The following is a 12906-nucleotide window of genomic DNA, read 5'->3' as shown; positions in this document are numbered from 1 at the left end:
CTACTACTTATGATAACTTTGATTATTAAGTATTTGTAATGAACGATATATTTGCTCTAATAAAACAACATAACATAATTGATGAGGTAATGTTATTTTACCAAAGGAAATTTTAATTAAATTAATATTGTCTTTTAATATTTGTGCGACACCATTACTACCACCAATAATAAAACCAATTTTACCTTGTTGATAAATTTGATTTTTATTAATCATCTGTGATAATTGTTCGCTACTTATTAATTGTCATGATAAATCTAATAAAAATCATTGATAATCATTATTCTTTGATATGTATTCAGTGATTTTATTAGTTTCAATTTTAATATTATTAGGAATTGAATTTAATTTAGACTCGATAATATTTTTTGTTTCAATATTAGTTCGTTTTTTAATTCGTTCTAAATAATCTTTGGCAGCTGATTTTCAATATGTTTGTGACAACTGACCAATACAAACAATTTTAATATTTATCATTATGATTCTGAAAAAGTCATGTTATTTATTCTTTCATGAACCACTTTATCTGGGTTACGAAAATCAACATCACCCAAAGCTTTATCAATAGTATTTGGATTAATAACAACTATTTCTTTTTTATTTTTATCAAATCATAAACTAAAACTTACATCAATTTGAATATTAAAATCAATTTTAAAAGTTTTATTCATTTTTGAATCTTTCATTATAAAGAATAAGTGAATTCAACCTTTTTTAATAATGGTTTTATTTTTATCATCTTTAAAGTCAGTAATTTTTGGTGAAACAATACTATTTTTAGCAACTTTTGAAGGATTTTCTGCTTCTGTTGCTGTTTCATATGTAACATATCAATAACCATAATATTGCTGTTTAGATATATCATTATCAGTTAAACCAAAAACTAAAAGACTTCCATTTGCATCTTTACAACTAAATGGTTCATTCATTACTTTATTTGGATCATTATTAACATTATAATTAATACTCTCATAATTACCTGATTTATATTGATCACTATTATAAAAATCCCTAGCAGCATCTGTAACTTCTAATGCATTACGATCAATTCTAATTTTGTCTGCTGCTAGTTGCATAAATGCAGTAAGTGGTTTATATAAAAGTTTAGTATCATATTGATAGTATTTATTATAAACATAATCAACTAACGGATCAACATCTTTGTTTGATGGCTCGTTTTTAAAATTTGTTTCAATCTTTGAACCATCTCCAGTACCACAAGCCACAATAGTACTCACAGAAGAAGAAAGTAAACTAAGTGTTGAAAATAAAGTGATTAATTTACGCATTTGATTGTTATTCTCCTTAAACTAAATAATAATTAAATATTCACTAAGAATTGTAACTTATTTTTTTATAAAAAGCAAAGGAAATTCATATAGGTAAAAATACATTTTTTAAAATTAAAATATTAATGTTTATTTTAATAAAATTATTATTATCATAAAAGGAATTAAATTTTTATCGTTGATAATTGCTTTTGCAAATCTATTTCATCTTTAAAAGATCAGATTTATTAATTTTTTGTTGAAATTTCATTGCTTCTTCATATGTTGGTAATTTGTCTTTATTTTAGGCTTTTCTCCCTTTATGTACTATTTTAATTTTATCACATAAATGCTGAGAAAAGCCTATCTACGGACTTCTCCCCACATTTTTAAATCAAACATAGAATTACAGTTTCAAAACTAGGTATCTTGTTGAATTTATATGCAGCTTCTTTAGCATATAAATGAACATGATGTTTTGCAACTTTGATATGTGTTTTAAATGTTCTTCTTATATGTTTTCAAACTGATTCAATTTGGTTGGTATTTACACCAATTTTTGAAACATAGCCATCTTGATGGTTAACTGTTTCATGCTTAGTGAAAACTGATTTAAAATCGCAATATCCTTTTCAAGAATCAGTATATACAAGACATTTTGAAGAAATGTGGTTTTTTGCAAACTGCAAAAGATTTTTACTCTTTGCGTTTTTCAATACTTTCACAATTAAATTATTGGTTGTTTTTTGATAAATGCCAACAATCAAGGTTTTATTCACCAAGGATCTTCCTTGTTTTTTAAAACCCATATGTGAAAGATACATTTCATCAATTTGCACTGTACCTTCAACAATAAATTGAGGTTTTTGTTTTGCAATACGTGTTCTGATTTTATGAGTCATTCTTCAAGCAGTTTTCAAAGTCACTCCTAATTCTTTTGCAATATCTGTTGATGGAATTCCATGTTTGGTGTTTATTCATCTAAAGATAAGATAAAACCAAGATGTTAAAGATGTTTGTGACCTTGAAAATATGGTACCTGTGAGAATGCTAAATGTTTGATTACATTTTAAACATCTCATTCTTTTTAAATCAGAAGTATTCAAATTAAAACTAAAACACCTAATACATTTGTTTTCTTTCAAATTTGCTATATATGCAAGACATTGCTGTTCATTTTGAAAAGCATTGTTGAATTAATTCAGTTTCATTATTCCCTCCACAAGTACATGTGGGGAGAAGTTCGTTATTTTATTCTAAAATTTCTTCATTTAAAATATCGTTAGTATTTTTCATTAAAAAAAATTAAAGACTTCCAAATGATTATTTCAAACGACTAACATTAAAGCATTATATCAATATTCATTTACTTGATAAAGATTTCGTTATTATCTATTAAATACTTGACTATCTCTAAATCATTATTTTTTATAGTTAACATCAAAATAGTGAAATCATCTTTAATTACATAATTTATACTAACACCATTCCTAACTAATAATTTAACTTTTTCTAAGTTATTATTCATAATGACTTGTATCATTTTTTCATTTTTCTTATTAAGAAATACTCTTTTTTCCTAATGTACTTTTTTTCTCTTTCTATAAATTAAACTTGATACAATAATAAATTTAATCTTATTAGTTTAAATTGTTGGATGGGTTACACTTTATTGGACACTAATTACATAGACAAGTGAACAAAGAAAGGAACTATAATTATGGCCAATATTAACTCATATACCGATGAATTTAAAAAACAAATAGTAGCTTTATATCAAAGTGGCAAATCAGTATCTTGCCTTGTTAAAGAATATAATGTTACAAGAGCAGCTACTTACAATTGAATTAAGCAATTTACTAATTCAGGTAGTTTTAAAACTAAAGATAATCGTTCTGTTGAAGAAAATTAATTAATTAAATTAAGAAAAGAATTAAAACAATTAAGAATGGAAAATGATATTTTAAAGCAAGCAGCACTAATAATAGGCAGAAAATAGAAATTATTGTCAAAAATAAAGTTAAATATAAAATTCGCACAATGTGTCATTTTTTAAAAATCTCTAAATCAACATATTATTTTAATTTAAAGAAAAAAGAAAATAAAATCAAAAATAATATTTATGATGAAGCTGTTATTAGTGCTTTTAAAGAAAATAAAGAAGTTTATGGTACTAGAAGATTAAAAGTCATTCTAGAAAACCAAGAAATTTATTTATCAAGACGAAAAATTAAAGAAATTATGAATAAACATAATTTAATATCAAAATACACTAAATTATCATTCAAAAATTATCATAATAAAGTCAATGATAGTCAAATAACCAATCTTGTTAATAGAAACTTTAATAATAGAGTTAAAAATGAAGTTATTGTTAGTGATTTAACTTATGTTCAAGTAAATGGTAAGTGAAACTATATTTGTTTATTAATTGACCTATTTAACCGCGAAATAATTGGACATAGTGTAGGTACTAAAAAAGATGCATCATTAGTATATCAAGCATTTATGAACTCAAATCGCTGTTTAAAAGATATTCAAATATTTCATAGTGATCGCGGTAATGAATTTAATAATAAAATTAGGCTTTTCTCCCTTTATGTACTATTTTAATTTTATCACATAAATGCTGAGAAAAGCCTATCTACGGACTTCTTCCCACATTTTTAAATCAAACATAGAATTACAGTTTCAAAACTAGGTATCTTGTTGAATTTATATGCAGCTTCTTTAGCATATAAATGAACATGATGTTTTGCAACTTTGATATGTGTTTTAAATGTTCTTCTTATATGTTTTCAAACTGATTCAATTTGGTTGGTATTTACACCAATTTTTGAAACATAGCCATCTTGATGGTTAACTGTTTCATGCTTAGTGAAAACTGATTTAAAATCGCAATATCCTTTTCAAGAATCAGTATATACAAGACATTTTGAAGAAATGTGGTTTTTTGCAAACTGCAAAAGATTTTTACTCTTTGCGTTTTTCAATACTTTCACAATTAAATTATTGGTTGTTTTTTGATAAATGCCAACAATCAAGGTTTTATTCACCAAGGATCTTCCTTGTTTTTTAAAACCCATATGTGAAAGATACATTTCATCAATTTGCACTGTACCTTCAACAATAAATTGAGGTTTTTGTTTTGCAATACGTGTTCTGATTTTATGAGTCATTCTTCAAGCAGTTTTCAAAGTCACTCCCAATTCTTTTGCAATATCTGTTGATGGAATTCCATGTTTGGTGTTTATTCATCTAAAGATAAGATAAAACCAAGATGTTAAAGATGTTTGTGACCTTGAAAATATGGTGCCTGTGAGAATGCTAAATGTTTGATTACATTTTAAACATCTCATTCTTTTTAAATCAGAAGTATTCAAATTAAAATTAAAACACCTAATACATTTGTTTTCTTTCAAATTTGCTATATATGCAAGACATTGCTGTTCAGTTTGAAAAGCATTGTTGAATTCATTCAGTTTCATTATTCCCTCCACAAGTACATGTGGGGAGAAGTCCGTAAAATTATTGATAAACTTTTACTAGCATTAAATGTTAATCGCTCTTTAAGCAAAAAAGGTTGTCCTTATGATAACGCTGTTGCTGAAGCAACCTTTAAAACTTTCAAAACCGAATTTATTAATGATAAAAATTTTACATCATTAATCCAATTAAAATTAGAATTATTTGATTACATCAATTGATATAACAACATAAGAATTCACGGCACTTTAAACTACTTAACTCCAGTTAATTATCAAAAACAAATGTCTACCAAAAAATAGTCCTAAAAAGGGTTGCCATTCCATGTATTTAATATTTCTGCTTTTGTTTCCAAAGGTAATTGAGATTCTATTAAGCCCATATTCTCTCATTTTTGTTTGCTTGCATTTTTTGATTCTTCTGATAAAGGTTGCTGTAACTCTGGAATTTCAGTACTTATTAATTTTCATACTTCATTTAAAGATGTTAATTTTATTTCTTCTTCATTTAATTTATTTTTAATTTTTTGTTCTTCTTTTTTTAAATTTTTTTTATTTAAACTATTTTTTAAATTATCACAATTTTCAGTAGTTTTTTTAATTTCCATTGCAAAAAAATCTCTAATATTTTCCAATGTTGTAGATAAATCTTTTACTTCATCTTCATGTAATTCCTTTATTGAAATTAATTTTTTTTCTAAATAATTTATTTGAAATTCTAGTTTTTCAATTGTTTTATTTTGTTCTTCAATTTTTTGATCTTGTCAACTAGGTTTCTCATTTTCTTGATTTATTTCGGTTTGGATTTCAATAATTACTAGTTTTGATTGATTAATTGTTCTTAAAGACTCCTGAATTTTTTCCTTTTTTTCTCTAATTGCATTTTTTATTATTTTTTTTCTTTTAATTTAAAATTAATTTCTAAAGTTGTGAAATCATCTTTAAATTAATTTTCTATTTTTTCTTTTTCTTCTCTTATGTTTTCTAAATTATTTTGAATGTTAAAATTTTCATTAAATTTTTTAATACTGTCAGCATTTTCTTCTCAATAATTTTCAATAATCTTAATAAATTCTATATTTTCTAATTTATTAACTTCTTTTAAGAAATTAATAAATATTTTTTGATCTTTACTAATATTTTTAATTCATTTTTCTTTTATTTTTTTAAGTTCAAACATCATCGTATGTTTATTTTGCTTAAAAAAATACTCAATTTTATTAATTTTATCCTCAATTTTTTTTATTTTTTTATTATTAATACTTAACTCAGTATCATGTCTTGTAATATTATCTTGTAACTCCGCAATATAATCATTCTTTTTCTTAATATCACTATTCTTTTTTTTAATCACTACATCTATTTCTTTTAAATATTGTTTTTTTCCTTTTTTATCATCTGAAATATTTGGAATAAATATTTGATTTTCAATATTATTTTTATTTTCTTCTAAATCTTGCAAGTAAGTAATTTTTTTAATTTTTATATTTTTCTTTCGTTTTTCTAAATTTTCAATTTGTTTTCTTTTTTCTGCTATCTCTTTCTGATGCATTCTAATTTGTTCTTTTTTTTCTTCTAATTCATTTTTAAATAATTCTATACTTTCTTTCACTTTATCTTTAGTTTTAATAATTTCTTCTTGTTCACTTATTAATTCTTTTTCTCGATCATTATATTTTTCAAATATATCATTGTATATTCTTTCTTCATTTTTAATAATTTTTTTAATATATCGGTTAAATATGTCATCTATTAATTCAAAGAAAAATACAAAATTTTTATCAAATTTACTTTTTAAATCTTTATCTTCATTTAAAATTAATTTATATTCATCTCCACTTTTCATTATAAATGCTCAAAAAGATAAAATTAATTGAGTCATAACTTCTTCTTTAAAAAGATTTTCAAAAATTTTCTCTTTTTTATTTTCTAATTCCTCATTTTTTTGATATAGCCTACGAATTTCTTTATCAATTTTTATTTTTAATTCTCGTGTTTTTTTTAAAAACTCTTTTTTATTTTCAAAAATATTTAAATTTATTGTTTTTAAAAAAATAACGGACTTCTCCCCACATGTACTTGTGGAGGGAATAATGAAACTGAATGAATTCAACAATGCTTTTCAAACTGAACAGCAATGTCTTGCATATATAGCAAATTTGAAAGAAAACAAATGTATTAGGTGTTTTAATTTTAATTTGAATACTTCTGATTTAAAAAGAATGAGATGTTTAAAATGTAATCAAACATTTAGCATTCTCACAGGCACCATATTTTCAAGGTCACAAACATCTTTAACATCTTGGTTTTATCTTATCTTTAGATGAATAAACACCAAACATGGAATTCCATCAACATATATTGCAAAAGAATTGGGAGTGACTTTGAAAACTGCTTGAAGAATGACTCATAAAATCAGAACACGTATTGCAAAACAAAAACCTCAATTTATTGTTGAAAGTACAGTGCAAATTGATGAAATGTATCTTTCACATATGGGTTTTAAAAAACAAGGAAGATCCTTGGTGAATAAAACCTTGATTGTTGGCATTTATCAAAAAACAACCAATAATTTAATTGTGAAAGTATTGAAAAACGCAAAGAGTAAAAATCTTTTGCAGTTTGCAAAAAACCACATTTCTTCAAAATGTCTTGTATATACTGATTCTTGAAAAGGATATTGCGATTTTAAATCAGTTTTCACTAAGCATGAAACAGTTAACCATCAAGATGGCTATGTTTCAAAAATTGGTGTAAATACCAACCAAATTGAATCAGTTTGAAAACATATAAGAAGAACATTTAAAACACATATCAAAGTTGCAAAACATCATGTTCATTTATATGCTAAAGAAGCTGCATATAAATTAAACAAGATACCTAGTTTTGAAACTGTAATTCTATGTTTGATTTAAAAATGTGGGGAGAAGTCCGTAGATAGGCTTTTCTCAGCATTTATGTGATAAAATTAAAATAGTACATAAAGGGAGAAAAGCCAAAAATAATATCATTACTTATTGTTTCACTTAAAAAATTAAAAAGATTAAAATAATCTGTGATTTCAGTAAACTCAGTACTATTTTGACTACCCTTATTAATTTTATTTTGTTCAATTAATGTTTTATTTTTTTCCAAGAATAATAATTTTTCATTTTGTTCTTTAATTTTACTATCAAGTTCTATTAAAAAATAATCTAATTGTTTAATTAATTTTAAATCTTCTTTTTTTTCTCAAAAATAAGAAAAAAAATTATATTTTAAATCATTTCTTAATTCTTTAATTAATTTACGGACTTCTCCCCACATGTACTTGTGGAGGGAATAATGAAACTGAATGAATTCAACAATGCTTTTCAAACTGAACAGCAATGTCTTGCATATATAGCAAATTTGAAAGAAAACAAATGTATTAGGTGTTTTAATTTTAATTTGAATAATTCTGATTTAAAAAGAATGAGATGTTTAAAATGTAATCAAACATTTAGCATTCTCACAGGCACCATATTTTCAAGGTCACAAACATCTTTAACATCTTGGTTTTATCTTATCTTTAGATGAATAAACACCAAACATGGAATTCCATCAACAGATATTGCAAAAGAATTGGGAGTGACTTTGAAAACTGCTTGAAGAATGACTCATAAAATCAGAACACGTATTGCAAAACAAAAACCTCAATTTATTGTTGAAGGTACAGTGCAAATTGATGAAATGTATCTTTCACATATGGGTTTTAAAAAACAAGGAAGATCCTTGGTGAATAAAACCTTGATTGTTGGCATTTATCAAAAAACAACCAATAATTTAATTGTGAAAGTATTGAAAAACGCAAAGAGTAAAAATCTTTTGCAGTTTGCAAAAAACCACATTTCTTCAAAATGTCTTGTATATACTGATTCTTGAAAAGGATATTGCGATTTTAAATCAGTTTTCACTAAGCATGAAACAGTTAACCATCAAGATGGCTATGTTTCAAAAATTGGTGTAAATACCAACCAAATTGAATCAGTTTGAAAACATATAAGAAGAACATTTAAAACACATATCAAAGTTGCAAAACATCATGTTCATTTATATGCTAAAGAAGCTGCATATAAATTCAACAAGATACCTAGTTTTGAAACTGTAATTCTATGTTTGATTTAAAAATGTGGGGAGAAGTCCGTAGATAGGCTTTTCTCAGCATTTATGTGATAAAATTAAAATAGTACATAAAGGGAGAAAAGCCTTAATTTATCTAAATCAGTTTTTTTATTTTCTTTTAATTGAGTTAATGGTGCTGATGTACTTGGGTTTTCAAAATCAGTATCTTCTGAATTAGAAAAAAAGTTATCTTTTTCATTATACTCTTTAAAAAAATTCTTAAAAGTTTCAACAACTTCGTCTAAATTTTCATAAGTTAAAGGATAATTTCTAAATTTTTTTATTAATTCATTAAATCAAGGCATAAATCTTATTCTCCTAAATTTTATTTATAAAATAAAAAAACCAATTGTTTTTAAATAAAACAATGGGTTTGAAAACTTATATTTTTCAATCTTTTGTGTTAATAACAATAAAAAGCTCCTTATTCTAAAGATCTAAAGAAGTATCTTAATTATAACTAATTAATTTATCTTTTTTTTAAAAAAAGATAAATTACTATTATATGTTTATATAATAAAAATTTATCACAAAAATTATTTTTCAGCTTTAGGTTTCATATGTGGAAATAATAATACATCTTTAATACTATTTTGGCCAGTTATTAACATGACCAAACGATCAATACCAATTCCCAATCCACCTGTTGGTGGCATACCATACTCCAATGCTTCAACAAAGTCTAAATCCATAGTTGCTGCTTCATCATTACCACTATTTTTTTCTTTTACTTGCTCTTCAAAACGATTATATTGTTGCAAACAATCATTTAGTTCCGAATAAGCATTTGCATATTCTCTACCAGCAATAAATAATTCAAAACGATCAGTAAACTCTTTACTATTTTTATTTAATTTAGCAAGTGGTGAAATTTCAATTGGATAATCAAAAATAAAAGTAGGTTGAATTAAAGTTTCTTCAACAAAAGATTCAAAAAATAAATTAATAATATGACCAGTACCATTATAATGATCTGGAATATGAAGTTTATAACTTTTTGCAAGTTTTAATATAAGTTTAAATGTTTTATTTTTTTCAATATTTCTAATATTATCATCTTCAATATTATGATATTTTAAAATCATATCACTAATTTCTTGGAAAATTTTAGTAAACTCTTCATCTTTGATCATAGCTTTTTTAATTGAATCAATCATACTAATTTTTGTTCACGATTTTTCAAAATTTAATATATTTTCATCATATTCTAATATTAATTTATTATGCACTGTATTAATTAAATGTTTTATACAAGACTCTGTTAAATCCATCATATATTTCATATCTTGATAGGCAACATAAATTTCAATAGTTGTAAATTCTGGATTATGTTTTTTACTCATACCTTCATTACGAAATAATCTACCAATTTCATAAACTTTTTCAAAACCACCAACTATTAATCTTTTTAAATGTAATTCAGTAGCAATCCGTAAATATAAATCGGTTTTTAATGTATTATGATGAGTGATAAAAGGTTTAGCGGCAGCACCACCATATACTTCTTGTAAAATAGGTGTTTCAACTTCTAAATAACCTTTATTATTTAAAAAACTTCTTAATTCATTAATAATTTGTGTACGTTGTAAAAATGTCTTTTTAGTTTCTTGATTCATAATTAAATCTACATATCTTCGTCGATAACGTTCTTCAATATCTGTTAAACCATGAAATTTATCTGGTAAAGGTCTAAGTGCTTTTGATAACATTACAATATCATAGATTTGAACTGTTAGTTCTCCTTTATTGGTTTTCATAACCTTACCTTTAATACCAAAAAAATCGCCTAAATCTGCATATTCTGCAAATCATTCAAATTTTTTTTGATTAATATATTCTGGTTTTAAATAAATTTGAAATTTACCTGTTTGATCTTGCAAATGAGCAAAAATTGAACCCTTTCCCATTTCTCTTTTTGTCATTAATCTACCCGCCATTTTAATTTGATCATTAGGTAAATTAGCAACAAATTTTGCTAACTCTTCTTTATTTTTATTTCTAAATTCACTATTTAAAGTTTCACAATTATAATTTCTTTCTCAATTACGCCCATAAATATCATAATTTTGTTTATATAAATCTTGTATTTTTTGATATCTTAATGCTTCTTGCTCTGTCAAAATACGTCCATTAATTTCAAGTTTAGTTTCTTTCATTGTTTTCATCCTTTGTATTTAAAATAAGTATTTAAAATAAAAAAATTAAATTAAATAAGATTGTTTAGGTTTATACATAATGATATCAATTTTCAATACCAAATTCTACTGTCAACAATTAATTTTAAATTTTATAATAAAACCCTTATATTTATAATAAGGGCTAAAATTTAATTTAAATATTTCTACTAATAGATATCTATAAAAATTAGAGACAATTTATTAATCATTTTTTACCTTCTAAATATTAATTTTGTATAAAACATGTTTTGCTAAAATATCACTTTTATTTATTTTTGGATGATAAGATTCTTTTTTTTCATACCTATTCGTTTCATTACATTTTCTGATTTAATATTTAATATACTAGTAAAACTATAAATTTCAGTGAATTTTAATTTTTTTTGCATATTTTAAACATTCTTTAGCTGCTTCTGTTGCTATTCCTTGACCTCAAACACTTTTTTTAAAACGTCAACCAATTTCAATACATGGTCTAAAATCATCAATAAAATCAACTTCGCTAAAGCCAATAAAGCCAATAAATTTATTATCTTTTTTAAATTCAACAGCATAAAAACCAAATCCATTATTATTTAAATTATTTTTAATTTTCGAAAAATATTTTTCTGTATCATCTTTTGATAATGTACTAGGAAAATATTTCATGACATCTTTATCATAATTTAATAAAACAAGTTCATCTAAATCACTATCTTCTCAATATCTAATTTTTAATCTAGGGGTTTCAAAAAATATCATATTTTTACTCCTTTGTTATGATATTTTTTCTATTAACAATTTGTTAGTTTATTTAATTAATAATATTAACTTCAATTTATTTCACTTGGTTTCATTGGTTTTTCATTATTCTTTACACTAATAATTTTACCATTTTTAACGTTAATAACAGTATTTGCAACATATTGGAAGTTAGGATTATGAGTAACCATAATAATTGATGTTTTATATTCTCGATTAACATCCAATAAAATCTCTAATACCTTACGCCCCATTTCCTCATCAAGTGCTCCTGTTGGCTCATCACAAAATAAAATTGTCGGATTTTTTGCTAGTGCTCTACCAATCGATACTCTTTGTTGTTGCCCACCTGATAATTGACTTGGAAATTTATTCATATGTTCATCCATTTCAATAACTTGAAAAATATCATCAATACTCATATTTTTATTTTTAGCAAGATTTTCACCAACTTCAGCATTTTCACGAGCAGTTAAGTTAGTTAATAAATTGTATTGTTGAAAAATAAAACCAACATTATCTCGTCTAAATTTAGTTAAATGACTATCTTTTAATAAAGATAAATTGTATCCCGCAACAAAAACATCACCAGTATTAGGTTTATCCAATCCCGAAATAATATTTAATAATGTTGTCTTACCACTTCCCGATGGTCCTAAGATAACAACAAAATCACCTAATTTAATTTTTAAATTAACTCTTTTTAATACTTCATATTCTAAGTCTCCAGTTAAGTAAGATTTTTTAACATCAAATAATTCAATAACATTAGTTTGAGTATCAGGAGTATTATTAGTCATTGATATAATTTTACCTGCTAAAATTTCTTTTGAATGAGTTTTTGTTAATTTTTTAATTGCTTTTTGATTATCTTTAAAAGCTTGCAATTTGGCTTTATTAGCTTCTATTTCTTCCTTTGATTCTGCTTTATCATGAGATTTATGGGTTACTGGTGGTATTGTAGCTTCATTTTTAGATACTGACTTCTTTGTAAAACTAGATTCTAACTTATTTTTAGTTACTTGTTTACTTCCAATGTCTTTATCATCTTTTTTAATTTCCTTATTATCTTTTTTCATAATCATTTCTCCT

Annotated in this window: 17 protein-coding genes and 1 pseudogene; 6 read left to right on the top strand and 12 right to left on the bottom strand. The window is 24.2% G+C overall.

Going from position 1 to position 12906, the window contains the following annotated elements:
• Nucleotides 1-3: 3 nt before the first annotated feature.
• The 3 genes from AACL02_RS00175 to AACL02_RS00165 all read right to left on the bottom strand — a co-directional run bounded on the left by AACL02_RS00175 (nucleotide 4) and on the right by AACL02_RS00165 (nucleotide 2413).
• Nucleotides 4-477: a 23S rRNA (pseudouridine(1915)-N(3))-methyltransferase RlmH gene (locus AACL02_RS00175; RefSeq protein WP_339041971.1), complete on the bottom strand. Its 474-nt coding sequence runs from the start codon at nucleotides 475-477 to the stop codon at nucleotides 4-6.
• On the bottom strand, nucleotides 477-1226 hold the full coding sequence (locus tag AACL02_RS00170) for a hypothetical protein (RefSeq protein ID WP_339041969.1): 750 nt from the start codon (nucleotides 1224-1226) through the stop codon (nucleotides 477-479). Before AACL02_RS00170 ends, AACL02_RS00175 begins: the two co-directional genes overlap by 1 nt.
• Nucleotides 1227-1657: 431 nt before the next feature.
• Nucleotides 1658-2413: an IS1595 family transposase gene (locus AACL02_RS00165; protein ID WP_339041967.1), complete on the bottom strand. Its 756-nt coding sequence runs from the start codon at nucleotides 2411-2413 to the stop codon at nucleotides 1658-1660.
• Nucleotides 2414-2424: 11 nt separating this feature from the next.
• Here AACL02_RS00165 and AACL02_RS00160 point away from each other — a divergent pair, with 11 nt between their 5' ends.
• Nucleotides 2425-2577: a hypothetical protein gene (locus AACL02_RS00160; protein ID WP_339041965.1), complete on the top strand. Its 153-nt coding sequence runs from the start codon at nucleotides 2425-2427 to the stop codon at nucleotides 2575-2577.
• Nucleotides 2578-2634: 57 nt separating this feature from the next.
• Here the strand turns inward: AACL02_RS00160 and AACL02_RS12385 are convergent, their stop codons facing one another.
• A complete protein-coding gene (locus AACL02_RS12385) occupies nucleotides 2635-2796 on the bottom strand; it encodes an ankyrin repeat domain-containing protein (RefSeq protein WP_338975659.1) in 162 nt (53 codons plus the stop codon).
• 192 nt (nucleotides 2797-2988) lie between these two features.
• Here AACL02_RS12385 and AACL02_RS00155 point away from each other — a divergent pair, with 192 nt between their 5' ends.
• Together AACL02_RS00155 and AACL02_RS00150 are read left to right on the top strand one after the other, a co-directional pair.
• Nucleotides 2989-3180 carry a transposase gene (locus tag AACL02_RS00155; RefSeq protein ID WP_339041963.1) on the top strand — a complete coding sequence of 64 codons (192 nt, stop codon included), beginning with the start codon at nucleotides 2989-2991 and terminating at the stop codon, nucleotides 3178-3180.
• Between the two features lie 128 nt (nucleotides 3181-3308).
• Nucleotides 3309-3881: a DDE-type integrase/transposase/recombinase gene (locus AACL02_RS00150; RefSeq protein WP_339041961.1), complete on the top strand. Its 573-nt coding sequence runs from the start codon at nucleotides 3309-3311 to the stop codon at nucleotides 3879-3881.
• Nucleotides 3882-3934: 53 nt separating this feature from the next.
• Here AACL02_RS00150 and AACL02_RS00145 read toward each other — a convergent pair whose 3' ends face one another.
• Nucleotides 3935-4756 carry an IS1595 family transposase gene (locus tag AACL02_RS00145; RefSeq protein ID WP_281747836.1) on the bottom strand — a complete coding sequence of 274 codons (822 nt, stop codon included), beginning with the start codon at nucleotides 4754-4756 and terminating at the stop codon, nucleotides 3935-3937.
• Nucleotides 4757-4792: 36 nt separating this feature from the next.
• Here AACL02_RS00145 and AACL02_RS00140 point away from each other — a divergent pair.
• Nucleotides 4793-5056: pseudogene (locus AACL02_RS00140) on the top strand (transposase); the annotation flags it as partial.
• A gap of 2 nt (nucleotides 5057-5058) precedes the next feature.
• Here the strand turns inward: AACL02_RS00140 and AACL02_RS00135 are convergent.
• Nucleotides 5059-5361, bottom strand: a complete 303-nt coding sequence (locus AACL02_RS00135; RefSeq protein WP_339041959.1) for a hypothetical protein — start codon at nucleotides 5359-5361, stop codon at nucleotides 5059-5061.
• 338 nt (nucleotides 5362-5699) lie between these two features.
• Nucleotides 5700-6635 (bottom strand): hypothetical protein, encoded by a 936-nt coding sequence (locus AACL02_RS00130; RefSeq protein WP_339041957.1) that lies wholly within the window; start codon nucleotides 6633-6635, stop codon nucleotides 5700-5702.
• A 217-nt stretch (nucleotides 6636-6852) separates the two neighbouring features.
• On the opposite strand from AACL02_RS00130, the gene AACL02_RS00125 reads away from it, so the two are divergent.
• Complete coding sequence (locus AACL02_RS00125; protein ID WP_339043441.1) at nucleotides 6853-7668, top strand: IS1595 family transposase; 816 nt, start codon at nucleotides 6853-6855, stop codon at nucleotides 7666-7668.
• Nucleotides 7669-7708: 40 nt separating this feature from the next.
• On the opposite strand, the gene AACL02_RS00120 is transcribed toward AACL02_RS00125, so the two are convergent.
• Entirely contained in the window at nucleotides 7709-8059 is a 351-nt protein-coding gene (locus AACL02_RS00120; protein ID WP_339041955.1) for a hypothetical protein, read from the bottom strand.
• Between the two features lie 147 nt (nucleotides 8060-8206).
• Here AACL02_RS00120 and AACL02_RS00115 point away from each other — a divergent pair, with 147 nt between their 5' ends.
• On the top strand, nucleotides 8207-8899 hold the full coding sequence (locus tag AACL02_RS00115) for an IS1595 family transposase (protein WP_339040707.1): 693 nt from the start codon (nucleotides 8207-8209) through the stop codon (nucleotides 8897-8899).
• Nucleotides 8900-8952: 53 nt separating this feature from the next.
• Here the strand turns inward: AACL02_RS00115 and AACL02_RS00110 are convergent, their stop codons facing one another.
• The 4 genes from AACL02_RS00110 to AACL02_RS00095 all read right to left on the bottom strand — a co-directional run bounded on the left by AACL02_RS00110 (nucleotide 8953) and on the right by AACL02_RS00095 (nucleotide 12893).
• Entirely contained in the window at nucleotides 8953-9201 is a 249-nt protein-coding gene (locus tag AACL02_RS00110) for a hypothetical protein (protein ID WP_339041953.1), read from the bottom strand.
• 231 nt (nucleotides 9202-9432) lie between these two features.
• Nucleotides 9433-11052 carry a lysine--tRNA ligase gene (gene lysS / locus AACL02_RS00105; protein ID WP_339041951.1) on the bottom strand — a complete coding sequence of 540 codons (1620 nt, stop codon included), beginning with the start codon at nucleotides 11050-11052 and terminating at the stop codon, nucleotides 9433-9435.
• A 375-nt stretch (nucleotides 11053-11427) separates the two neighbouring features.
• Nucleotides 11428-11814: a GNAT family N-acetyltransferase gene (locus AACL02_RS00100; protein ID WP_339041949.1), complete on the bottom strand. Its 387-nt coding sequence runs from the start codon at nucleotides 11812-11814 to the stop codon at nucleotides 11428-11430.
• Between the two features lie 65 nt (nucleotides 11815-11879).
• Nucleotides 11880-12893, bottom strand: coding sequence for an ABC transporter ATP-binding protein (locus AACL02_RS00095; protein WP_339041947.1), 1014 nt, complete (start codon nucleotides 12891-12893; stop codon nucleotides 11880-11882).
• Between the last annotated feature and the right edge of the window lie 13 nt (nucleotides 12894-12906).

Origin of the sequence: Spiroplasma endosymbiont of Apeira syringaria (assembly GCF_964020205.1) — a bacterium.
Lineage (GTDB): Bacteria > Bacillota_I > Bacilli_A > Mycoplasmatales > VBWQ01 > Spiroplasma_E > Spiroplasma_E ixodetis_A.
Note: the sequence above shows the minus strand (reverse complement) of the source record. Positions and strands in the feature narration are given on the sequence as shown.